Here is a 22,538-nt window from a genome sequence, read left to right as displayed (position 1 = left end):
CCACGGACGCTTGCGAGGCCGACTTCATATCCGGGCAGAGAGCGGTTCTCCGCCGCACGGAGCGATGCGGATCCTACCGGATGAGCCCGATGCGGAATGCCCTGGCGACCAGGTGGGCCTTGTTGCTGGCATCGAGCTTGCGTCTTGCCGCGGCGAGATGGGAGGCGACGGTTGCCGGTGCAATACCCAGGATGCCGCCGGTCTCCCATTCGGTCTTGCCTTCCGCCGTCCACAGAAGGCAGTCGTACTCACGCCGTGTAAGGGGACTGCGGACCTCGTCCAGGGCGGTCAGGGAAATCGCCTGCTCCGCCGCGAAGCTGGCGGCCAGGGCGAGGAAGCCGACAGCAGGCGGCGGGATCTCGATCCGGTCGCCGCCGAGCGACAGGCTGCCCCTTTCTCCCTGTCGTCCGGCGAAGGGCACGGCGAATCCGGCCGCCAGCCCGTGTTCCCGCGCCTCGCCCATCATCCGCCGGGCGGTCTGAATGTCGTCGGGACGGGCGCGGGCGTCCCGCCAGTCGAAGATGTCGCCGGCCGTCAGCACCTTTCGGATGACCGGGTCGACCTCGACATAGCGCCGCTCGACATATCGATGGAGCCAACTGTCCGGCCAGTTGTTGAACAGGATGGCGCCGCGCGCCTGGCTTGGCGGAGTGTTCGCCCCGGGGATCGTTCCGCACATCACGTGCTCGATGCCGAACCCGGCTCCGAATGCCAGCAGTTTCGAACGTATCAGATCGGGTGTTGGCGCGTTGCGGATCGCTTCCAGATGTTCCGTGACCATGTCGAGCCGCATCTCTCACCCCCCGGTTCGGCGTCGCGATAACGGCAATCTATTGTTGTTTTTAATGTTCCTGCAATTTCCAGGACATGCCGCGCGAGCGGTCGCCGCCGCCTGCCGGGAGGGCCGGGGAGCGAGTCGGGAGGAGACGGAGCGCTTGCAAAGGGCGTTGTCAAAGCGGTTTGGGCGACCTTTGTCGGCGGCAAGACGCATTCCTCCACAAATCTCGACGGGATGCTCTTGCCAAACCGGTGCAAATCTCCGAAAAGGACGCCACGGAGAGGTGGCCGAGTGGTCGAAGGCGCTCCCCTGCTAAGGGAGTATACCGGAGACGGTATCGTGGGTTCGAATCCCATCCTCTCCGCCACTTGACCTGTAACCCTCTGGTCAAGCTTATCTTTTCCAAGCGTGAAACTGGCCAGATCGGCTCCTGCTACAGCCAACTGCTACAGCGGGACGCCAAGGATGGGCTCGACACTTCACCTCGTTCGGCGCGGGACCGTCTTCTATTTCCGCCGAGCCGTGCCTGAGCACCTTGTGGCGAAGGTCGGACGAACGGAGGTCTCGGCCTCGCTTCGAACTGTCAATCGCCGCGAGGCGACGATAAGATGCCGCCAGATCAGCACCTCGCTGGATGTCTATTTCCAGAGGCTTTGCATGGCGAAAGGCCCTACCACCGAAGAGATCGACGCCGAGATCAAATCGTATTTCCAACGCGCCCTGAACTGGTCGATGGAATACACTGAAGTGCTGATGGAAGATCAGGCTTTGGGCGCCGAGATCGAAGCTGCTGGCATGCCCATGCTGATCGAACACTATCAGCGTCAGTTGAAGGCGGGAAAGTTCGACAGCGTCCTACAGAGCGACGCCAACGATCTTCTGGCTCCCATTCTTCCCAACGGTAATAAGGCCGATGTCGGCGCGTTCAAACACGCCTGTCGCGGCATCGCCTTGGCGAAGATCGAGCAATATCGTCGTCTGATCGGTGATCTGACTGGAGAGCCGACGTCCAGCACCAACGATCCCCGCTTCGTCGGCATGTCAGCAAACGGCTATCCGCCACACCATAGCGACGGGACCAGCGACCAACCCGAGACGCTGCAATCAATTGCAAATCGGTACCGGAACCACCGGAAGACCCATGGCGATGCCGACAAGACGCTGGCCGATTTCGATATTTCGATGCGCTTGGCCAGGGAGGTCATCTCTCAGGAGAAACCCATTCAAGCGCTAAACGACGCGGACATCCGGGCTCTGAGAGATTTGATCGACGCCATTCCACCGAATGCGCTTAAATCGAAGACGACGCAGGGCAAGACGTTTCGCGAACTCGCCGAGAGCAATGAGGCCGGGCTCCGGCTATCCTATAAGACACGAGAAAAGCGTCTCTGGTTCTTTCGAGCCATGCTCAATTGGGCGTCCGACGAGGGCTATATCACCAGCGTTCCGGGCAAGAAAATTTCGGTCGGCGGGAAAAAGGATAAAGGCAAGCCTGTCGATCCCTACGAGAAGTCCGACCTGGAACGCATTTTTTCGACACCGGTCTATTCCGGTCGTATTAGCTTGGCGCGACCGGGCACGACAGGAGATCAGGTTTTCAAGGATGGCAAATTCTGGGTGCCGTTGATCGCCCTCTATTCGGGCATGCGCTTGGGCGAAATCGTTCAACTTCACCGAAACGACGTGCGTCAAACCGACGGTGTCTGGGCCTTCGATATCAATCGTGCCGAGGATGATGATAAGAAGGTCAAGACGGAAACCAGCCTTCGTAAAGTTCCTGTCCATAAGGTGCTTATCGATTTAGGCCTTATCGCCCGTTGCCATGACACTAAGCTTGGGAAGCGGTTGTTTCCTGACCTTCCTGCTGCTCAAAACGGCTATTACTCACACAACTTTTCAAAGTGGTGGGGGCGCTACGGTGAAAATTTTGGCTTTCGGACAACGCGGAAGGTCTTCCACTCCTTCCGCCATTTGTTTGCTGATGCGCTGCGTGACCTTGAGGCTCCCGAATATGTGCTCAAATCGATCATGGGTCATGCGGATAGTAGCACGACGCACAAATACGGCCTCGGAGTCGGCTTGGATGTCCGCCGCTCCTACGTGGACAGCATAGATTTCGATATTGTAGCATTGAAATCGGTCATCGAGCGCGAAAGAATTCAAGAGTAAAGGGTTGATATTTGGCGATCACGATCTCTAAGAAAAAGGTGGCGACGCATAACAAGAACAAAACCACCCCTAAAACTCCAGAGAAGATTACTCCCTTCATCGATCGTATGACGGTTGGGGTGAACTACGAACCCAACGATCTATCAGCAGACATTCACAGCAATATCTGGACCCAGACGAACGACACCTCAGTCTTTGCAGCGGTGAAACCTGGAGGCAGCTATAAGAGAGCGTGGCGGATCAAACTGAATGCCGCAGTGCAGATCAAGCATTTCCCGGTCATGCGGTATAGATATGCTGAAGGGTGCGCCGCTCGACTGTCTCTGACCTTCTCGCCGCATGACCTCGGCCCGAAGGGGCTTGAGGAACTCCATGCTGTACTCGTATCGATCGTTCCCCAAGGCTGGGGATCAATCGTTGAGGATGGGCAGGTGACAATGCTCGAAGTTTCCATCGATCTGCCTGGTATCCCGATCGGGAACTGTCATCCGCTTATGCAGCAAACAACGGTGGTGAAAAGCTGGTCCACTGGCGGAAAACTCGAAACGCTCTTGTTCGGAAAAAAATCGGGCAACCAGACGCGAATGTATGACCGTGGGCAAAAGCGGAAGAGCAAGAAGCAGGCATGGCCTCATGGTGAAACAACTCGGATCGAACGCGTGCTGCGCGGCCAGCACCTACCAATCCAACAGCTGCCGGAGTTAGCAAACCTGTTTGCCGGGATGAATTTCATTGACTTGCCGCCGAAACCTCCTCCAAGCGAGCCGGAGCAGAAACATTACATCTGGTATATGTTTTGTGACGCGGTTTCGGTGCGGGGCCTCCCTGCGGCTCTGAAATTGCTTCCGGCGGATACTTATCGAAAGCGATATCGAGCTTGGCTTGCCCAACATCCGCAAGCGTGGTGGAAACCGGACGCTATTTGGACCGAATGGAAGCCGATGATTGAAAAGCACAAGCTCAGTAGTACGAACTGGATTTGAAATGTCGCCGGGACAGTTTCAGAGACATTCGATGTGTCGTGCAATCAATTGCAATTCAGCACATCTTGGAGAAATAAAAAGCGGAAATTCGGGAAGGTTCTGTCGAGAGACATTCGAGTGCCCAATCCCAAAACTGGTTTCAGAACGCCGATTTCTCTTTCATAGGGTGACCATAAGGTTACGCTCATAGTGGGTCAGAAGTCCCTGATCTCCCCTCGCACGAAGGAGAGATCGAATGGACACGACAGACCGAATAGACCCGTTCCGTAACGCGCTGCTGGCGGCGGCAAATGACGGGAGGCAATTTTCCCTTCCCGACCCGTTGCACATCTCGCCCTGGGTGGCGATGAGCCTTCTCCAGAAATCGGTGCGGCGTGGCTCGTCCAATCTTGCGATGCGGTCTGCCGCGACGCTGATGCGCGATGCCCCGGACCGCCTCTGGCGGCGGCTCGGCGGGATCGCCTATGAGGATGTCGGCCTCGGCTGCCTGCAAACCGTGGGCATGACTGCCGCCGCATTAACCGGAAAGCGCTTCCGCCGTTCGGCGGGGGGGGACTGGGCCGTGGCCTCGGTCGTCATCGACGCGCTGGTGAAGGCGAGGAAGAGCCGAGCCACCGATGATCTCTACATGACGCTGGAAGTGCTGCCTTCCCTCGTGCAGAAACGGAAGAAACTCGCCGCTGAAAGCAATCCGCGCCTGCGGCTGATCGCGCTGACGACGCCCTGCCTCTACGTCCGTGCACTGGCTCTCCTTTTTCTTCTCGGCACCGATCGCCCGGGCGGAAAGTTCCCCGCCCGTCGAGGTGAACCGGGGTTGGCCTTCGATCTGCTTGATGAACTCGGCGTTGCTCCGACGACACTCGCGATCTGCCGTGAGGGGCATCGCAAGACCGGCGAGGCGTTGCCGCCGCTGCTGGCCCTGCTGGCTCTAGAGAACGGCCTGCGCGAGGGAACGTCCGATGATCCCATGCCGCCAGAGGTGATGATGGGCGGCGTCCCCAGCTGGGCCTTCGATATGTTCACCCGCGAAGGAAAGATTGCGCTCTCGCGCCTCCTCTCGACGAATGCAGGCATTGCAGAATTTGCTCGCGCGATGGTGTCCAAAGCGCAGTGGGTCGGTTTTCTCGGTCAGGTGTTGTTCCGGGTTGAGGGTGGCGTTCTCACTCGCCGTGTCGGAGGCGATCTGAGCGACCGCCTCCATGCCCAGCTGATGTTTGGGACACTGGGGATTGAACCCGGCCACGCGGTCCAGGCGCTCGATCTGATGCGAGGCGACATACCGTTACTGAACCGCATCCGCCGCTCGGTAATCGGAGGAATGCAGGATGACTGATCCCGGCCACACCTCCGATAATATTCACATATCGGAGCCTCAGAACGGCGGAGTAGCCTTCGCAAATTCCGTTGCAATCAATTGCAATTCAGAAGCGGAAAAGCGTCTGGAGCGGTTGACTTCAGCTAGTCTCGCCGAGAACACAAAACGGGCCTACCTCGCCGATCTGGCCCATTTCGTTAGCGCCGGGGGCGAGTTTCCGGCGACCCCGGAAATGGTGGCGATCTATGTGTCGGCGTTTGCTGAACAGCTGGCCGTCTCGACTTTGACAAGGCGGCTAGCAACGCTGAGCAAAATCCATAAGGCGAATGGATGGCCCAACCCCTGTGAAGCGGAGATCGTCCGTTCTGCCATGCGCGGACTGCGGCGACTGCAAGGAAGCGCCCAAAAGCAAGCCAAACCGCTTTGCCGCGAAGACCTCTTTTTGGTTCTCGACAGCCTGTCGGCGACAAACAGGGACATGAGGGACAGGGCTCTGCTTCTGACCGGGTTTGCCGGGGGGTTCCGGCGTTCGGAATTGGTCGGCTTGAACTGGCGCGACATTCGGGAGGTTAGAGAAGGGTTGGTCGTTTGTTTGCGGCGTTCGAAGACCGACCAGACCGGGGTTGGGCGAAATGTTGGCATACCGCTCGGCAGAACGAGACATTGCCCGGTTCGCGCAGTGCTTGAATGGCGAGAGGTCTCCCAAGATGTCCATGAGGCTGTGTTCCAGCCTGTGGACTGGTTAGATCGCGTTCAGCGAGCACGGCTCTCGAGCGAGGCTATTCCGATTGTCCTCCGAGAGCGCATGGCGGAAGCGGGGCTCGATCCGACCGGGTTCTCCGGCCATTCACTGCGGGCCGGTTTCGCCACAAGCGCGGCCAAAGCCGGAGTGCCGTCGTACAAGATCAGACAGCAGACAGGGCATAAATCCGACGCCATGTTGGGCCGCTACATCCGAGACGGAGAATTGTTCGAAGACAATGCTGCGGTAGCTCTCTTATGAGAGCCCATCCTATTCGAGCCAGATCAGACGCGTTTCGCTGCCAGCGCTTCGATCTGGATCGCAATCATTTCAAGCGCCTCATTCGATACGCCCTGTGCGGCAGATTGAACGCGCTGGACCAACAGATCGCGAGGCGACGCTCTCGGTATTTCATCAAGCCCGAGGAGCTGGTTTGGCGTCGCTCCCAGCGCGTTTGCAATACGAACGAGGGTCGCCAAGTCGGGCTCACGGTCGCCGCTGACATAATGCGCATAGCGCCGCTCGCTGAGGCCGCTGCGGCGGGCGACCTCGGCGTTTGCAATGCCGAGGTCCTCTGCTCGCTTCTTCAAATTCCTACAGAAGGCATCCATAGGAACGTTTTGTTCTGGAAACGCCGCACGGGCTATGTACAATACGGGCTCATAAATAGGACCGTTTTGTTCAAATGGTGATGCAGATGAAGCTCGCTTGCATTCTTCTTACGGCAACGTTCGCGTTGATTGGCTTCCCAGCAATCGGGGCAGGTCTCGGAACACAGCCGACCACCCCGAACGCAGTAGAGCAAGCCGAGATCATCCCGATCAGCGAAGGGCAATTGATCGTGTGCAGCACCTACGCGGCGACACAGACGATGTACACGCTCGTCGCGAACGGCCAAATACAGAACCTTGACGGCTGCTGGATCGTTGCCGCTCCGATGGAGGTCATCGTTTTGCACCCCGGTTCGCAGATCAGCAGCATAACGTATCGAACTCGCGTCACTCAGGCGGACGTCGATGCCCGAATTGCTGAAGGCCGGACCAGTTCGGCAGAGCATTTGCGGAACAGGCTGGAAAACGACCCATGGTCGCCTTGGTATCAGAGCCCCGCATGGGCGTTTACTGCTTGGCTTCAACCTTGAGATAGCCGAGCGCGGCTGCATGAATTTCGACGCGCTTCCGACATCCGGCTCAGGGAAGGACGCTCAATGCCGGGAAATTTGGTGGAAATTTATACGGGTACATTTTTGCAGTTAATTGCAACGAACCATTGTACTTGGCGCTGTGTAGAACTCATCCTAATTCGGCGTAGGCTTGCTTTTCATTCAATATCTTATCGGCTCAGCACGTACTAAAGGCTTTTCGGTGAAGCTCTTTGCCTTGAGGGCCAAAACGCCATGGTCGAGCCTTTAAGCCCTTGTCGCTGTAAACGTCCGCCAAACGCCTCGATTGCGTTTTCGGCCAAAATGGCCAAAACTTTGAAATCGGGGCGGAGGGAATCAATGGAAATCCTGAGCGCGAAAGATGCCAAATATGGATTTGGCAAGTTGATAGATATTGCCCGTGTAGAGCCGGTTGCGGTGGCGAAACACGGAAGGCCGGTGGTTGTTGTGTTGTCCGTCGAGGAGTTTGAGCGGTTGAAGGCAATTGAGGCTGGTACGGAAAAGTCGTAGGAGAATTTCAGATGACCGTGCACACACCCGAAAGGGGCCTTGAGAATAGCCTAATTTCCAAGCTCAGAGACCTCAAATACACCTATCGCGACGATATCCGCGACAAGGCCGCGCTCGATGCCAATTTCAGAGAAAAGTTCCAAGAACTCAACCGCGTCAAGCTAAGCGATGGCGAGTTCAAGCGGCTCATCGAAGACATCATCAAGCCTGACGTGTATGAAGCTGCGCGCACTTTGCGAAGCCGCGAGACCTTCATACGTGATGATGGCACGCCGCTGAATTACACGCTCGTCAACATCAAGGACTGGTGCAAGAACCAATTTGAAGTGGTGAACCAGCTGCGGATCAACACCGACAACAGCAATCACCGCTACGACGTGATGATCCTGATCAACGGTGTGCCTGTCGTTCAGATTGAACTGAAAAATCTCGGCATCAGTCCGCGCCGGGCGATGGAGCAGATTGTCGATTACAAGAACGATCCGGGCAACGGATACTCGCGGACACTCCTCAGCTTTGTGCAAGTGTTCATCGTCAGCAACCGAACGGAGACCCGGTACTTCGCCAACAACAATGCCCGCCATTTCGCCTTCGACGCGGATGAGCGGTTCCTGCCAATCTATCAGTTTGCAGAGAAGGACAACACAAAGGTCAACCATCTGGACGACTTCGCCGACAAGTTCCTGGCGAAATGCACACTCGCCCAGATGATCAGCCGCTATATGGTGCTCATCGCCAGCGAGCAGAAGCTGATGATGATGCGCCCGTATCAAATCTATGCGGTCAAGGTGATTGTCGATTGCATCGATCAGAACAGCGGCAACGGCTATATCTGGCACACAACCGGTTCGGGCAAGACACTTACATCGTTCAAGGCGTCAACGCTCCTCAAATCGAACGAGAGCATCCACAAATGCTTGTTCGTTGTGGACCGTAAAGACCTCGACAGGCAGACGCGTGAAGAGTTCAATCGCTTTCAGGAAAACTGCGTCGAGGAGAACACCAATACGGCCTCACTCGTCCGGCGGCTCCAGTCGGATGATTACGCCGACAAGGTCATCGTCACGACCATCCAGAAACTCGGCCTTGCCCTCGATGAGAGCAGCAAGCACAACAAGCGCAAGATTGCGCGTGGACAAGAGACCTACAAGCAGCGGCTGGAACCCATTCGCGATAAGCGCATGGTTGTCATCTTCGACGAATGCCACCGCTCACAGTTTGGTGAGACCCACAAGACCATCAAGGAATTCTTCCCGAACGCCCAGCTGTTCGGGTTCACCGGCACACCGATTTTCGAACAGAACTCGAGCGTCAAGCAGTTCGAAGGTGATATGGGTTCGATGCGCACGACGGAGGACCTGTTCCAGCAGGAGTTGCACGCCTACACAATCACGAATGCCATCGAGGACAGGAATGTCCTGCGCTTCCATGTCGATTATTTCGAGCCGAAGGGCGCGGCGGGCAAGCCGGGCCAGACACTGACAAAGCAGGCGATTGCACAAGCGATCATTGACAAGCATGACGCGGCGACGGCTAACCGTCGCTTCAATGCCCTGTTTGCCACAGCATCTATCAATGACGCGATTGAGTATGTGGACGAGTTCAAAAAACTGCAAAAGAAGATCAAGGCAGATCATCCTGACTATGTGCCGCTGAAGATCGCAGCGGTGTTCTCGCCGCCCGCCGAAGGCGATCCGAATATCAAGCAAATCCAGGAGGATTTGGAGCAGGAAAAAGAAGATTACCAGAAGGACCCGGACGCCAAGAAGAAGGCGCTGCAAGCCATCATTGCCGACTACAACGCGGCCTATGCCACAAACCACAAGATCACGGAATTCGACCTCTACTATCAGGACGTCCAGAAGCGCATCAAGGATCAGGAATTCCCGAACCGTGATCTGCCGAAAAAGGGCGCGGAGAAGATCGACATCACAATCGTGGTCGACATGCTGCTCACCGGCTTCGACTCGAAATATCTGAACACGCTCTACGTCGACAAGAACCTGAAAAACCATGGGCTGATCCAGGCGTTCTCCCGCACGAACCGCGTTCTGAACGCCACCAAGCCCTACGGCCATGTTCTCGATTTCCGCAACCAGCAGGACAATGTGGACGCGGCAATTGCGCTCTTCTCCGGTGCGCAAACAGAGCGCGCCCGTGAAATCTGGCTGGTGGACAAGGCTCCGGTCGTTATCGACCAGCTCAAGCAGGCGGTGACCGATCTCGGCGATTTCATGAAGTCGCAGGGCGTCGATGCTGCGCCCGAGCAGGTCAACAACATGAAGGGTGATGATGCCCGCATCCAGTTCGTCAAACGCTTCAAGGAAGTGCAGCGCCTGCAAACGCAGCTCGACCAATATACCGACCTGACGGAAGAACAGCGCGCCGAAATCGAGCGGACGCTGCCGAAGGACGAGTTGCGCGCCTTCAAGGGTGCTTATCTGGAAACGGCGCAACGGCTGAAGGAGCAACAGGGCAAGCGAACGCCGGAAGGCGATCCCGTCAATGCAGATGTCGACCAGCTCGATTTCGAGTTCGTGCTCTTTGCCTCCGCCGTCATCGATTATGACTACATCATGAAGCTGATTGCGAAGTTCTCCGGGCAGGACCCGAAGAAGCTGAAAATCAGCCGTGAGCAGCTGATTGGCCTCATTCAATCCGATGCCAAGTTCATGGATCAGCGTGAGGAAATTACGGAATATGTGCGCTCGCTCAAAGAAGGCGAGGCATTGGATGAAGCGGCTGTGCGGTCAGGCTATATGCGCTTCAAGGCCGAAAAGCAGGCCAAGGAAATCGCGGCGCTCGCAGGCAGGCACGGACTGGAAACGGAGGCGCTTTCATGCTTTGTCGATACCATCCTGCAGCGCATGATCTTCGATGGCGAGCAACTGACCGACCTGATGGCGCCGCTTGGCCTTGGCTGGAAACAGCGGCGCGAGCGCGAGTTGGCGCTGATGGCGGACCTTGTGCCCCTTCTCAACAAGCGCGCCCAGGGCCGCGACATTGCCGGCCTCAATGCCTATGAGCAGGAGAGCGCTTGATGGCGGCGGCGAAGCAAAAGCAATTGGTGCCGAAGCTGCGGTTTCCCGAGTTTACCGATGAACCAGGTTGGGCGACCCCAACCTTCTCATCCATTTATCGCATCAAACGAAATAACACGTTTTCTCGCGAACGACTCAGTTACACGACAGGAGAAGTCCGTAACATTCACTACGGCGACATTCATACGAAATTTCGCCCATTGTTCGATTTGAGCAAAGAGCATGTCCCATATGTGTTGCCGGAGTACATGGCCGAGCTACCGAATGATGAAGCACTATGCGAAGTTGGGGACATAGTATTCGCCGATGCCTCAGAAGACCTTACAGATGTAGGCAAAGCGATCGAGTTGGTTGCGCTACACAGCGAAGCCGTGGTTGCAGGCACGCACACGATCCTTGCTTCACGAAAGGAAAAACTGCCTGTAGTCGGCTTTGGGGGACAGCTTTTTCAATCCAAAGCCGTCCGTGCTGCAATTATGAAAGAGGCTCAAGGAGCAAAGGTTTGCGGAATATCGGCCAATCGTATTTCGGGAATGCCCATCCCGCTCCCGCCAACCGAAACGGAACAACAAAAAATCGCCGATTGCCTTGGCTCGCTGGACGATCTGATCGATGCGGAGAGCCGGAAGCTGGAAGCCCTGCGCGACCACAAGAAAGGGCTGATGCAACAGCTCTTCCCCCAGCCCGGCGAAACCATCCCCCGATTGCGCTTTCCAGAGTTTCAGAACGCAGGCGGTTGGGAGGAAACGAAAATCGGAATGATGTTCGACACCGGCTCAGGGGGTACTCCGACGCGCTCGAAGCCTCAGTACTGGGAAGGAAAAATCCCTTGGATCACGACTTCCGATATCGACTTCAACGTCATCAACACTACGACGCAACGAATAAGCGAATCCGGTCTTAAAAACTCCTCAGCGAAAACGTTTCCTGCTGGAACTGTTCTCGTTGCAATGTACGGCGAAGGCAAAACTAGAGGAAAAGTTGGAATTCTCGGGATCGCTGCCGCAACGAATCAAGCATGTGCAGCCATCTATCCAAGTGACAAAGTGCTTCCATTTTTTGTCTTCCAAAATCTTGCTGGACGGTACGATGAAATGCGAGGGCTGAGTAACAGTGGGGGGCAAAAAAATCTTAGCCAAGCACTTATTTCAGAGATGCCCTTCTGCTACCCAAGTGATCCAAGAGAGCAACAAAGAATTACAGATTTCATAATACTTGCCGATAGATTGATTGAACGTCATTCGAAAAGAGTGGTTGCCCTCAAAATCTATAAACGCGGCCTGCTCCAACAGCTCTTCCCCTCGTTGGAAGGTAATGAGTGATGAGCAATCCGCCGAAGGTGCACAAGTTCAAAAGTCTCAAATCACTCGCGACGCGCCTCCGCAGTGATGTGAGGGATATCGATTGTGTGCTGGTCTATGCCTACAACCGCACAGGCAAGACGCGTCTTTCAACCGCGTTCAAGGATGCTGGAAAGAAGATTGGTAAAGATGGTCAGGTCAAAAGTCGCGATACCCTTTATTTCAACGCGTTCACCGAGGACCTTTTTGTCTGGAACAATGACCTCGACAACGACACGGATCGATATCTGAAGATCAATGAGGCGTCGTCATTCTTCGAGGGTCTGAGAAGTCTGGCGCTTGAGGTCGATATCAAGGGGTATCTGTCGCGCTACGCCGATTTCGATTTTGATATCGACTACAGCAAATGGACCGTCTCTTTCCGCAAAGGGGCCGACGACAAGATCAAGATATCGCGCGGCGAAGAGCGCATTTTCATCTGGTGCCTTTTTGTGGCGATCTGCGACCGCGTTGTCGCTGGTCTGGATTCCTACAGCTGGGTCAAGCACCTCTACATCGACGATCCGGTCTCATCGCTGGACGACAACAATGCGATTGCAATCGCCTGCGATCTGGCCGCGCTTATTCGCAGAGCGGCGACAAGGCAGGACGATAAAGGCGAACCCGCGCCGTTGAGAACCGTCTTTTCTTCGCACCACTCCCTGTTCTTCAACGTGATGTGCAGTGAGATGGGCCGCACACAGGAAGGGCAGCAGAAAGTCAGCACCAAGCGCTATTTTCTGCACCGGCCGGATGCTGATGGTACGTTCACGCTGCGGGCAACGAATGACACGCCCTATTTCCACCATGTGGCAACATTGGCCGAACTCCAGCGCTGCGTGAAAGAGGACAAGCTTTACACATACCATTTCAATGCGCTGCGCAGCATTCTCGAAAAGACGGCCAGCTTCTTGGGTCATGATGATCTACGCATCTGCCTTGCCGGTCTGGACGATGAAGCGCTCTACAACCGCGCGCTGAACCTTCTGAGCCACGGCAAATACGACATCACCCAACCCGTTGAGATGGTTGACGACAACAAGGACCTGTTCCGACGTATTCTGAGCGACGTTCTCGACCGTTTCAAATTCGCAGTGCCTGACCTTGCGCCTGCCGAACCTGCCAAGAAGGCCACGCCATGACCGAACCAGAACAAAAACAGCTCGGAAAAACGCTCTGGGGCATTGCGGACCAACTGCGTGGTGCGATGAACGCGGACGATTTCCGCGACTACATGCTGGCTTTCCTCTTCCTCCGCTATCTCTCGGACAATTACGAACAGGCGGCACGGAAGGAGCTTGGCAGCGATTACCCGGACCCTAACGCTATCGGCAATGGCGGGCGCTCGTCTCTCTCAGTCTGGTATGAGAACAACCCGGATGACGTTGCCGCTTTTGAAAAACAGATGCGGCTGAAGACACATTACGTCGTTCGGCCCCAGCATCTTTGGGCCAGCATCGCCCATATGGCCAAAACGCAGAACGGCGAACTGCTCAACACCCTGCAGGAGGGTTTCAAATACATCGAAAACGAGTCGTTCCAGAGCACATTCTCGGGGCTCTTTTCGGAGATCAATCTCGGCTCCGAAAAACTCGGTAAGACGTATGATGCGCGCAACGCCAAACTGTGCTCGATCATCTCCAAGATTGCCGAGGAACTTAAAGGGTTCTCAACCGACAGCGACACGCTGGGCGATGCTTACGAATATTTGATTGGCGAATTCGCTGCCGGTTCCGGCAAGAAAGCCGGTGAGTTTTATACGCCGCAGCGGATCTCCGACATCCTGTCCGGAATTGTGGCGCTCGACAGCCAAGACCCGAAGTCAGGCAAGCGCAAACACCTGGCAAGCGTTATGGATTTCGCCTGTGGGTCCGGCTCGCTTCTGCTCAACGTCCGGCAGCAAATGAAAAAAGCTGGCGGTAGCATCGGCAAAATCTTCGGCCAGGAAAAGAACATCACCACCTACAACCTGGCGCGCATGAACATGCTGCTGCACGGGGTGAAGGACACCGAGTTTGAAATCTACCACGGCGACACGCTGACCAATGAATGGGACATGCTGCGGGAGACGAACCCGGCCAAGAAGCCTGCGTTCGATGCCGTGGTTGCCAACCCGCCCTTCAGCTACCGCTGGGAACCGACTGAAGCGCTTGGTGAAGACATGCGCTTCAAGAACCACGGACTGGCACCAAAATCAGCTGCCGACTTCGCTTTTCTGCTTCACGGCTTCCACTACCTGAAGGATGACGGCGTGATGGCAATCATCCTGCCGCACGGTGTCTTGTTTAGGGGTGGTGCGGAAGCGAAAATCCGCGAGAAGCTGCTGAAGGATGGGCATATCGACACCGTTATCGGCCTGCCGGCCAACCTGTTCTACTCAACCGGCATTCCAGTCTGCATTCTTGTCCTAAAGAGGTGCAAGCAGCCCGACGATGTTCTCTTCATCAACGCGTCTGAGAGCTTCAAAAAGGGCAAGCGCCAGAACTACATGACGGACGAGCATATCGCCGAAATCATCGAGACGTATCAGCAGCGTCCGGAAGAGAGGATTGATCGATATGCCCGCCGCGTGAGCATGGATGAGATCGAGGCCAACGACTTCAATCTCAACATCACGCGGTACGTCAGTACAGCCGAGGAGGAAGCGGAAATCGACCTCGCGGCCACGCACAAGGAATTGGTTGGGATTGAGAAAGATATCCGCGAAGCAGCCAAGAAGCATAACGCGTTTCTCAAGGAGCTCGGCCTTGATGCACTGCCAGGCTACGATCAGTAGCAGTCTCACGAAAAGCAATTACCCGAACAGAGACTAGCAATTCTCTGGCCGAGTTTCATGCTTCCCTTTGTCCAGTCATCTGCTACAGTTCTGTAGCACCGTAGGGGCTGGCTGGTCCGTATCCCCTTGGAAAACCTACGGCGGATAAAGTGGAACATTCTCCCATCCTCTCCGCCATTGTTTCGCTCACGGCAGTTTCGCTTCTCTCAACGCCTCCGCGGGGGCGGGCGAAAGCCCGGGCCGCGGTCGCGGCCTGTGACGCCGAGTTCAAAATGTCTCTCCCACTCTCCGCCATTCCCCGATTGCCCTCGACAACTCGCTATCACCGCGCTCCGGCTACGCGGCGATGAAAGCCGCCGTTTTTACGCTCCCGATATATCTTGAAGATTGACCTGCAGCTTTCGACCCATCGGCCTTACAGCAGATCTTTAAGCAGTCTGACTGCAGGCGCAAAATCCGCCGCGATCGTTCCAGCGAACCGATATCCTGCAGCTTCGTAGAATGGACGAGCTCGCTCGCCAGCTACGACGTGTAGTGTTCGTGCCCCGAGCATTGCGGCACGATACTCGGCTTCGGCGAGTAGTTTTCTACCTACCCCCATTCGCCATACTTCAGGCGCGACGAACAGGTCCTCCAGTATGGCCTGCATAGCGCCTTTACCAGAAAGGACCGTTACAAAGCCCACAATCTCCCCTTCAAGCTCCGCGACAATGGCATGCGGCACGTGCGCGATCGGGACCTCTCTCGCTTCTGGAAGTGCTTGCAGTTCTTCAATATGATCTCCCCAAGCCAGCGAAGACCGCAACTTAAGTGCTCCCAGGGCATCCTTGTCCTCGACATGTGCCTCTCGAATGAAAACTGCCATCAAAACTCCCATCCTTGCCGATCCGTTCTTTCTCAAATCAGCGAAAAGTCCCACATCACGGCACGGCCACCAGTGAAATAGACGGTGGTCAAACTGGGCAGGATCGATCGCTTTTGGTCGCTTGGTCTCTGCGAGCAAGGTGACGTGCTCCCCTTTTGTCCGCGTCTATAAGTTAGCCCTGTTCACGTTGTGGTCCGATCTGGACCGGGTTGCAAATTCGTTCGGTGTCAGCCCATCTAGGCCTCGCATAAGCTCGGACGGCCCTTGGCCTTGCGAACCCTGCGCGTTCGAAATGTCTCCGCGGTGCTCCGCCATTTCCTGCCGGTTGCCTTCCACCGCGCGATATTGCCGCTGATCAACAGACCTTTCCGCGTTCGGCAAGGAAATCGAGAAGCGCCCTGATGCGCGACGGCAGCGGTCCGCCCTGGCCGATATGGATGGCGTGGAAAGTTTCCCGATCTCGCGGGTTAAGATGTTCGAGCACCGGAACGAGACGACCGGCGGCAATATCGTCGCGCACGGTGAAGGCGGCGAGGCGCGCAAGCCCGCTCCCGCCCAGCGCAAGTTGCCGCAGCCCCTCGCCGTCACTGGCCTGTACGCGGCCGACTGCCGGAATGACCACAATGTCGTTGTTCTTCCTCATCGGCCAGCCATCGACCTTGCGAACATAGCCAAATCCCAGGCGGTTGTGCCGGTCGAGATCATCGATGCTTTCCGGCTCGCCGAAGCGGCCAAGGTATTCCGGGGCTCCGACAATGATCATGGCGGTATCCCCGAGCTTGCGCGCGACGAGGCTTGATGTCTTCAGCGGCCCGGCGCGCACGGCAACATCGATGCGTTCGGCGAGAAGGTCGACGACCATGTCGGTCTGGACGAGATCGAGCGTAATTCCAGGGTGACGGTCGAGGAACTCAGGCAGGATTGGTGCCAGGATGTGCGTGGCATAGGAGGCGCTGGTGTTGAGCCGGATGCGGCCGGCCGGCTGTTCCCCCGCGCCGGCGCCGCGTTCGGCTTCTTCTATGTCTGCCAGAATGCGGGTTGTGCGCTCATAGAACGCACACCCCTCCGGGGTGAGTTGCAGGGCACGCGTCGAGCGGTTGACGAGCCGAGCGCCAAGCCGCATCTCCAGCCGCGCAACCAGCTTGCTGACAGCGGAAGGTGTCATGCGGCAAACGCGTGCGGCAGCGGAAAAGCCGCCCTGAGCGACAACCTGAGCGAACACCTCCATTTCACGGGCGCGATTGATCTCGGAACGGGTCATTGGTCCTTCAATTCATAAATGATGTGCCAATCGGCATACTATATCACCTTGCTTGCAGGTTCTATCTCTCGTCCAGGATTTCAAAATCGCGGGACAGGACATGCCACTCGCTCTCCACGCTCTGACGGCCGGTACCTTTGGCAGAGGCGCTACCGACTTCGCCAGCATGGGCCTTCTGTTGGAGGGCAGCCGCGATTTTTCCTGACCTTGCCATTGCCACCGCGCTGATTGCCGTTCGTTCCGGCAAGCGCATGGCGCCCACGCCTCCACACGCAATCTGATTTCACAAGGAGCATTCCCGTGGACTATCGATCACTCGGAAAGTCCGGCCTCAAGGTGCCGGTCCTCAGCTTCGGCGCTGGCACATTCGGCGGCTCCGGCCCGCTTTTCGGCAATTGGGGCACCTCCGATGCAACGGAGGCCCGCCGCCTCGTGGACATATGCCTGGAGGCTGGCGTCAACCTGTTCGATACCGCCGACGTCTACTCCGGTGGGGCTTCGGAGGAAGTGCTTGGCGAGGCAATCAAGGGCCGGCGCGATGCGGTGCTGATCTCGACCAAGACCAGCTTGCCGATGGGCGAGGAGCCCAACGATGCGGGTTCCTCGCGCTTCCGGCTTATCCGTTCCGTCGAGGATGCGTTGCGCCGTCTTCAGACCGACTATATCGACCTTTTGCAACTTCACGCCTTCGACTCGGGCACGCCGGTCGAGGAAGTTCTGTCGACGCTCGATACGCTCGTGCGCGCCGGCAAGGTCCGCTATGTCGGCGTGTCCAACTTTTCCGGCTGGCAGATCATGAAATCGCTGGCGGTCGCCGACCGCCACGGCTGGCCGCGCTATGTCGCAAATCAGGTTTACTATTCGCTGACCGGCCGCGACTACGAATGGGAACTGATGCCTTTGGGCGAGGATCAGGGCCTTGGTGCGCTGGTCTGGAGTCCGCTTGGCTGGGGACGGTTGACAGGGAAAATCCGCCGTGGCGCATCGCTCCCCGAAGGCAGCCGCCTGCACGAGACGGCAAGTTTCGGTCCGCCGGTGGATGAAGAACATCTCTATCGTGTGGTCGATGTTCTGGACGCCATCGCGGAAGAAACGGGCAGGACGGTGCCGCAGATTGCGCTCAACTGGCTCCTTCAGCGCCCGACCGTCTCATCGGTCATCATCGGCGCGCGCAACGAGGAGCAGCTTCGCCAGAATCTTGGCGCGGTCGGCTGGAAGCTGGAGCCCGGCCAGATTGCCCGGCTCGATGAGGTGAGCGTCGTCACCGCGCCGTATCCCTACTTCCCCTACCGCCGACAAGAAGGCTTTGCGCGGCTCGATCCGCCGATTGCAGGCTAGTTTGGTTTTATTGCAAGGACCGGCATCAGATGCCCCCTGGGGCGTCAGGCGCCGGCTTGCTCCGCAACTGCCTTTAAATCGGACCATGCGTTTTCCACTCAGGGATGGGGATCAGCAGCAACCTGGTTCAGGAGTGTCTTGTAGGGCTATGGCGTAGATGTAGTTCTCGGTTTCATCGTTCTCGTCCCGCCATTTTCTGACTTCGGGCTGTCGCCCTTCGGGCTGTCGCCCTTCGGGCTGTCGCCCTTCGGGCTTCGCTCCAGTCAGGGCCTCGCATAAGCTCGGGCGGCCCTTGGCCTTGCGAACCCGACGGGTTCGAAATGTCTGCGTGATGCGCCCTGATCCGGCTGCAGCAGGATGACACGGTCTGCTGTTGACCCTTTCGGGAGGCGGGGCTAATCATGCCGGGTCTGAAACAGGTTAGGTTCGGGAAGGTTGGCCCGGCCCCCGCTTCGCGGGTCCTTCCGCTGCGCATGCAGCGGCCCAAGACTGTCGTCAAGGTGCCTGCATCGTGCGGGTGCCGACAGGAAGGGTATATGGACATGCAACCACGTATTTCCGTTTTCACGCTCGGCGTGGCCGATCTCGAAAAATCGCTCGTCTTCTATCGCGACGGTCTCGGCCTGCCGACAGAGGGCATTGTCGGGCGGGAGTTCGAACATGGCGCGGTCGCCTTCTTCGACCTGTCGGGAGGGCTCAAGCTCGCGATCTGGGCGCAGAGCGACCTGGCATTCGACACCGGTCTTCCCCGGCAGCCTGTCAGCTCCACGGCTTTCACCATCGGTCACAATGTTTCGCGCCGCGAAGAGGTGGCGCGGATAATGGAGGCGGCGCGGCGCGCCGGCGCGGAGATTGTCAAGGAGCCGCAGGACACGTTCTATGGCGGCCATGCCGGGTATTTTCGCGACCCCGACGGGCATCTGTGGGAGATCGTCTGGAATCCGCAGATGCTTCCCCCGCAGGACTGATCCCCGTGTTCTGAAATGCCACGGGCTCCCGAAAGGGGAGCCCGTGCTCGCTCAGAAGCGCGATCCGGGTGACGTGTCACCGGATTTCGGCCCGCCATTGCCTCAAAGGGCGAAGGCTGGTCGTTCGTCCTGTCTCGCCGTCAGGCGGAGAACCGCTGGTCGTATTCCGCCCTGAGACGCTTCCAGCCATCCCAGAACGGCTCCGGCTCGCGCGCGTTCATGCGCGCCAGCAGAATGTCGAGATGCATGTGCCAGCCGGCACTCACCCCAAGAAGGGCGCCACGGCTTGCAAGGCGGTTGTGGACGATGGTCAACAGCGTCTCGTTGCCGCGCGGCGCGAGTTCGAAGGCGACTTCGCCATCGCCCTCCCAGGTGATGACGAGCCTGCGGGGCGGGTCCAGCTCGACGATGCGGCTGTCCATGCGCTCTTCATCGCCATATCCCTCCGGACGGTTTCCCGGTTGGGAGGGACGCGAGGCAAGCTCGTCATTGCGCCAGACGAGTTCGAAGGACGTTCCGGCCTTCATCGTCATGTCGCCCGAGGCGAGCCACTGGCGGCGCAGCTTGCTGTCTGTGAGGTAGTCCCAGACGCGCTCGACGGAGGCCGGCAGGACGCGCCGGATCTCCAGCGTCGCCGGTTCGATGAGCGTGCCGTGGGCTTCAAGGTTTGCCAGTTCCGTCATTTTCTTCTCCTTCGGGTTTCGTAAGGGGGGTGGAGGATTTCTCCTGGCGCAGGAGCCCTTCGAGCACGTCCAGACGTTCGGTCCAGAAGCGCTCATAGGCGCTGAGCCATTGGTGAGCACTGGCGAGCGGGCCAGGCTCGAGCGAGCAGACATGCGTGCGCCAGCGGACCTCGCGGCGGATGAGGCCGGCGTTTTCGAGGGCCTTGACGTGTTTCGAGGCAGCTGCGAGCGAGATGGCAAACGGTTCCGCAAGCTGGCTTACGGTCCTCTCGCCATCCGCGAGTTCGTGAAGCATCCGGCGGCGCGTGGCGTCGCCGAGTGCATGGAAGACAGCGTTGAGCTGGGGTGTGTTTAATTCAACCATGAGGTTTATTGATAGCGGGATTTTCGCATGAGTCAACCATTTGGTTTAATGAATGCGATTTTTGTTGGCACCGCCCTTGCTCGGCGGGCGCGGCGGGGCGATCCGGGCGTAGCGCGGGGCCGAAGGGTGCGCATCCTCTGAATGTGTTCCGAATTCACTCAATCTATGGGTGAAATTTTCAACTGGGCATGTAACCCGCATGGCCGCGATCGAGCGGTATCGAGGCGTTCTTCCTCTTTCTTTTTCAACGCGATCCAACTGGTTTGACAGGCTTGATCCCTGCGAATTTCTGCCATGTCATTCTTCTCATTCGTATAAATCTTAGTAATATCTAAAACATATTACCTGGACTGTTTTAATGTCATAGGTTCAATATTTCGACATAAGTCGAAAATGGGAAATGTGGTCTATTTATTTGTATTAACTATTTAAGTAGATCTTAGTTAAGTCATTGGAATTATTTCAAGGGTGCTTGGTATGTCGGAGCCTGCGAAGTTCGATGTCGTGCTGGAATTGACGGACCTGTCGCAGAACAGCCTGGAGGTCAGAAGTTCCAGCCTCTTGGCGTTTCTTGAGGGTGTGAAAACCGCCTATGCGGACGGATGCCCGGAAGGAAGGGTCCCTGATCCGGCAGCGGGGGACGACTACATCACGCTGAATTTCCATCTGGTCGTCGACCGGTCGGATTGCGGCGCCGGGGCGGGAGGGGACGGCGAGGAGGAGAGGACGTTGCTGACCAGACGCCAGACCGAAATCGCACATCTGCTCGAGCGCGGGCTGACCAACAAGGAAATCGCCAACAAGCTCAATATCAGCCCGGCAACGGTCAAGAACCATGTCCACGCCATCCTCGGCAAACTGGATCTGGACCGGCGCAGCAAGGTGGCCGCCTATCTCAGGTCGCGGTCCCAGCTCGTGGTCTCCGCGCAGGGTGCGGGCGCCTCCCACGGGGCGTCCCAGGGCGCAGGCTCTTGAGCCCTGTGCGGGTTGTGGTGCGGGCTGTGGCGCGGGTTTTGTGCGCACACCTGGGCGGGCATGAAATCACCGGAGCGTCTCGACCGTGTAACACAACCTGTGGTAAATTTTTCCGCGCCGCCAACTGGAGCAAGTTGTATTCGCCATGGCCGTTTCGAACAAGCTGAACGGAACGCTGCGGGACTTTGTCGTGCAGCGCGAGATGTTTTTCGTGGGGACCGCCGCGCCGCAAGGACGGGTCAATATTTCCCCGAAGGGGCTGGATACGCTGCGCGTCATGAGCGACACGCGGATCGTTTGGCTCAACCTTTCCGGGAGCGGCAATGAGACCGCCGCGCATCTGCGCGAGTCGAACCGGATGACACTGATGTTCTGCGCCTTCAACGGCGAGGCCCGGATCCTGAGGGTCTATGGCAAGGCCAGGGTGCTGCATCCGCGCGACGAGGGGTTCGGCGCGCTTGCCGCGCTGTTTGCGGAGATGGCGGGCACGCGCCAGATCTTCGACATGGAGATCGACATGGTGCAGACCTCCTGCGGCTCCGGCGTCCCGGTGATGACGTTTCAGGAGCAGCGGGGCGAGGAGGAACTCGTGCCCTTCTATGCCGAGATGGGCGAGGAGGGGGTCGAGGCCTATTGGCGGCGCAAGAACAGCCTCAGCATCGACGGAAAGCCGACGGGTATAGATCCGTGAGCGGTTCGGGCCTTCAGACGTTTCCCCTGACGGCGGAACGGTTCGCCGACTTTGAGCGGCTGATGGGGCCGAAGGGCGGATATGGCGGCTGCTGGTGCATGCTCTGGCGCCTGGGCAAGGGCACCTATGACGAGTTGCGGGGCGAGGGGACCCGCGCGGCGATGGAGGATCTGGTGCGCACCGGGCCGCCGCCGGGCGTGCTTGCCTATGACGGCGAGACGCCTGTCGGCTGGGTCTCCGTCGCCCCGCGCGAGGTTTTCGTTCGCCTGCGCACCTCGCGGGTGCTGAAGCCGGTCGACGCGCGGCCGGTCTGGTCGGTCTCCTGCCTCTATATCGCCCGCAGCCATCGCCGGAAGGGCGTGTCCGCGGCCCTGCTCGCGGGCGCGATCGAGCTCGGCCGGGAGCTTGGCGCGGAATGCCTGGAGGGCTACCCGGTGGCGCCGGAAAAGTCGTCCTATCCCGTCTCCTATGCATGGACCGGCTTTCGTGAGAATTTCCTGCGCGCCGGCTTCAAGGAGGTGGCAAGGGGCTCGCCGACCCGGCCGATCATGCGATACGACCTGGCCGACTGAGGCAC

21 protein-coding genes and 1 tRNA gene are annotated in these 22,538 nt (G+C 57.8%); 16 read left to right on the top strand and 6 right to left on the bottom strand.

Features of this window, described 5'->3' with window-relative positions; all coding sequences use genetic code 11:
• Positions 1 to 73 precede the first annotated feature (73 nt).
• Positions 74 to 793, bottom strand: a complete 720-nt coding sequence (locus ACQY46_RS17340) for a LuxR family transcriptional regulator (RefSeq protein ID WP_428697254.1) — start codon at positions 791 to 793, stop codon at positions 74 to 76.
• Between the two features lie 262 nt (positions 794 to 1,055).
• Between ACQY46_RS17340 and ACQY46_RS17335 the strand changes: the two genes are divergently transcribed.
• The 5 genes from ACQY46_RS17335 to ACQY46_RS17315 all read left to right on the top strand — a co-directional run bounded on the left by ACQY46_RS17335 (position 1,056) and on the right by ACQY46_RS17315 (position 6,248).
• Positions 1,056 to 1,145: transfer RNA gene (locus ACQY46_RS17335), tRNA-Ser, on the top strand.
• Positions 1,146 to 1,243: 98 nt separating this feature from the next.
• Positions 1,244 to 2,947, top strand: a complete 1,704-nt coding sequence (locus ACQY46_RS17330) for a DUF6538 domain-containing protein (RefSeq protein ID WP_428697253.1) — start codon at positions 1,244 to 1,246, stop codon at positions 2,945 to 2,947.
• Positions 2,948 to 2,958: 11 nt separating this feature from the next.
• Positions 2,959 to 3,930 carry a hypothetical protein gene (locus ACQY46_RS17325; protein WP_428697252.1) on the top strand — a complete coding sequence of 324 codons (972 nt, stop codon included), beginning with the start codon at positions 2,959 to 2,961 and terminating at the stop codon, positions 3,928 to 3,930.
• 235 nt (positions 3,931 to 4,165) lie between these two features.
• Positions 4,166 to 5,263 carry a hypothetical protein gene (locus tag ACQY46_RS17320; RefSeq protein WP_428697251.1) on the top strand — a complete coding sequence of 366 codons (1,098 nt, stop codon included), beginning with the start codon at positions 4,166 to 4,168 and terminating at the stop codon, positions 5,261 to 5,263.
• Positions 5,256 to 6,248: a site-specific integrase gene (locus ACQY46_RS17315; protein ID WP_428697250.1), complete on the top strand. Its 993-nt coding sequence runs from the start codon at positions 5,256 to 5,258 to the stop codon at positions 6,246 to 6,248. The genes ACQY46_RS17320 and ACQY46_RS17315 overlap by 8 nt, the downstream gene beginning before the upstream one ends.
• A gap of 23 nt (positions 6,249 to 6,271) precedes the next feature.
• Here ACQY46_RS17315 and ACQY46_RS17310 read toward each other — a convergent pair whose 3' ends face one another.
• Positions 6,272 to 6,640 carry a helix-turn-helix domain-containing protein gene (locus ACQY46_RS17310; RefSeq protein ID WP_428697249.1) on the bottom strand — a complete coding sequence of 123 codons (369 nt, stop codon included), beginning with the start codon at positions 6,638 to 6,640 and terminating at the stop codon, positions 6,272 to 6,274.
• Between the two features lie 32 nt (positions 6,641 to 6,672).
• Here ACQY46_RS17310 and ACQY46_RS17305 point away from each other — a divergent pair, with 32 nt between their 5' ends.
• From ACQY46_RS17305 to ACQY46_RS17280, 6 genes are all read left to right on the top strand, one after another.
• Complete coding sequence (locus ACQY46_RS17305) at positions 6,673 to 7,128, top strand: hypothetical protein (RefSeq protein WP_428697248.1); 456 nt, start codon at positions 6,673 to 6,675, stop codon at positions 7,126 to 7,128.
• Between the two features lie 360 nt (positions 7,129 to 7,488).
• Positions 7,489 to 7,659 (top strand): type II toxin-antitoxin system Phd/YefM family antitoxin, encoded by a 171-nt coding sequence (locus ACQY46_RS17300; protein ID WP_428697247.1) that lies wholly within the window; start codon positions 7,489 to 7,491, stop codon positions 7,657 to 7,659.
• Between the two features lie 11 nt (positions 7,660 to 7,670).
• Positions 7,671 to 10,700 (top strand): type I restriction endonuclease subunit R, encoded by a 3,030-nt coding sequence (locus tag ACQY46_RS17295; protein WP_428697246.1) that lies wholly within the window; start codon positions 7,671 to 7,673, stop codon positions 10,698 to 10,700.
• Positions 10,700 to 12,022, top strand: a complete 1,323-nt coding sequence (locus tag ACQY46_RS17290) for a restriction endonuclease subunit S (protein WP_428697245.1) — start codon at positions 10,700 to 10,702, stop codon at positions 12,020 to 12,022. The genes ACQY46_RS17295 and ACQY46_RS17290 overlap by 1 nt, the downstream gene beginning before the upstream one ends.
• Entirely contained in the window at positions 12,022 to 13,182 is a 1,161-nt protein-coding gene (locus ACQY46_RS17285; RefSeq protein ID WP_428697244.1) for an anticodon nuclease, read from the top strand. Before ACQY46_RS17290 ends, ACQY46_RS17285 begins: the two co-directional genes overlap by 1 nt.
• On the top strand, positions 13,179 to 14,816 hold the full coding sequence (locus ACQY46_RS17280; RefSeq protein WP_428697243.1) for a type I restriction-modification system subunit M: 1,638 nt from the start codon (positions 13,179 to 13,181) through the stop codon (positions 14,814 to 14,816). Before ACQY46_RS17285 ends, ACQY46_RS17280 begins: the two co-directional genes overlap by 4 nt.
• A gap of 415 nt (positions 14,817 to 15,231) precedes the next feature.
• Here the strand turns inward: ACQY46_RS17280 and ACQY46_RS17275 are convergent, their stop codons facing one another.
• Positions 15,232 to 15,819, bottom strand: coding sequence for a GNAT family N-acetyltransferase (locus ACQY46_RS17275; protein WP_428697242.1), 588 nt, complete (start codon positions 15,817 to 15,819; stop codon positions 15,232 to 15,234).
• Positions 15,820 to 16,036: 217 nt separating this feature from the next.
• Positions 16,037 to 16,942 (bottom strand): LysR family transcriptional regulator, encoded by a 906-nt coding sequence (locus tag ACQY46_RS17270; protein WP_428697241.1) that lies wholly within the window; start codon positions 16,940 to 16,942, stop codon positions 16,037 to 16,039.
• Between the two features lie 300 nt (positions 16,943 to 17,242).
• Here ACQY46_RS17270 and ACQY46_RS17265 point away from each other — a divergent pair, with 300 nt between their 5' ends.
• Together ACQY46_RS17265 and ACQY46_RS17260 are read left to right on the top strand one after the other, a co-directional pair.
• Positions 17,243 to 18,280, top strand: coding sequence for an aldo/keto reductase (locus ACQY46_RS17265; protein ID WP_428700517.1), 1,038 nt, complete (start codon positions 17,243 to 17,245; stop codon positions 18,278 to 18,280).
• A 542-nt stretch (positions 18,281 to 18,822) separates the two neighbouring features.
• Complete coding sequence (locus ACQY46_RS17260) at positions 18,823 to 19,248, top strand: VOC family protein (protein ID WP_428697240.1); 426 nt, start codon at positions 18,823 to 18,825, stop codon at positions 19,246 to 19,248.
• Between the two features lie 140 nt (positions 19,249 to 19,388).
• Here the strand turns inward: ACQY46_RS17260 and ACQY46_RS17255 are convergent, their stop codons facing one another.
• A complete protein-coding gene (locus tag ACQY46_RS17255) occupies positions 19,389 to 19,931 on the bottom strand; it encodes an SRPBCC family protein (RefSeq protein ID WP_428697239.1) in 543 nt (180 codons plus the stop codon).
• The gene (locus ACQY46_RS17250) at positions 19,909 to 20,295 is read right to left on the bottom strand and encodes an ArsR/SmtB family transcription factor (protein ID WP_428697238.1); all 387 of its coding nucleotides are present in this window, start codon (positions 20,293 to 20,295) and stop codon (positions 19,909 to 19,911) included. The genes ACQY46_RS17255 and ACQY46_RS17250 overlap by 23 nt, the downstream gene beginning before the upstream one ends.
• Positions 20,296 to 20,772: 477 nt before the next feature.
• On the opposite strand from ACQY46_RS17250, the gene ACQY46_RS17245 reads away from it, so the two are divergent.
• The 3 genes from ACQY46_RS17245 (at position 20,773) to ACQY46_RS17235 (ending at position 22,533) form a co-directional block, all read left to right on the top strand.
• Positions 20,773 to 21,270: a response regulator transcription factor gene (locus ACQY46_RS17245; RefSeq protein WP_428697237.1), complete on the top strand. Its 498-nt coding sequence runs from the start codon at positions 20,773 to 20,775 to the stop codon at positions 21,268 to 21,270.
• A 145-nt stretch (positions 21,271 to 21,415) separates the two neighbouring features.
• Positions 21,416 to 21,961: a pyridoxamine 5'-phosphate oxidase family protein gene (locus ACQY46_RS17240; RefSeq protein WP_428697236.1), complete on the top strand. Its 546-nt coding sequence runs from the start codon at positions 21,416 to 21,418 to the stop codon at positions 21,959 to 21,961.
• Positions 21,958 to 22,533 (top strand): GNAT family N-acetyltransferase, encoded by a 576-nt coding sequence (locus tag ACQY46_RS17235; protein WP_428697235.1) that lies wholly within the window; start codon positions 21,958 to 21,960, stop codon positions 22,531 to 22,533. The genes ACQY46_RS17240 and ACQY46_RS17235 overlap by 4 nt, the downstream gene beginning before the upstream one ends.
• The last annotated feature ends 5 nt before the right edge of the window (positions 22,534 to 22,538 follow it).

The sequence above is a fragment of the Stappia sp. genome (genome assembly GCF_965276915.1).
GTDB lineage: Bacteria > Pseudomonadota > Alphaproteobacteria > Rhizobiales > Stappiaceae > Stappia.
The sequence above is the reverse complement of the archived record's forward strand: the minus strand, read 5'-3'. Positions and strand labels throughout refer to the sequence as shown.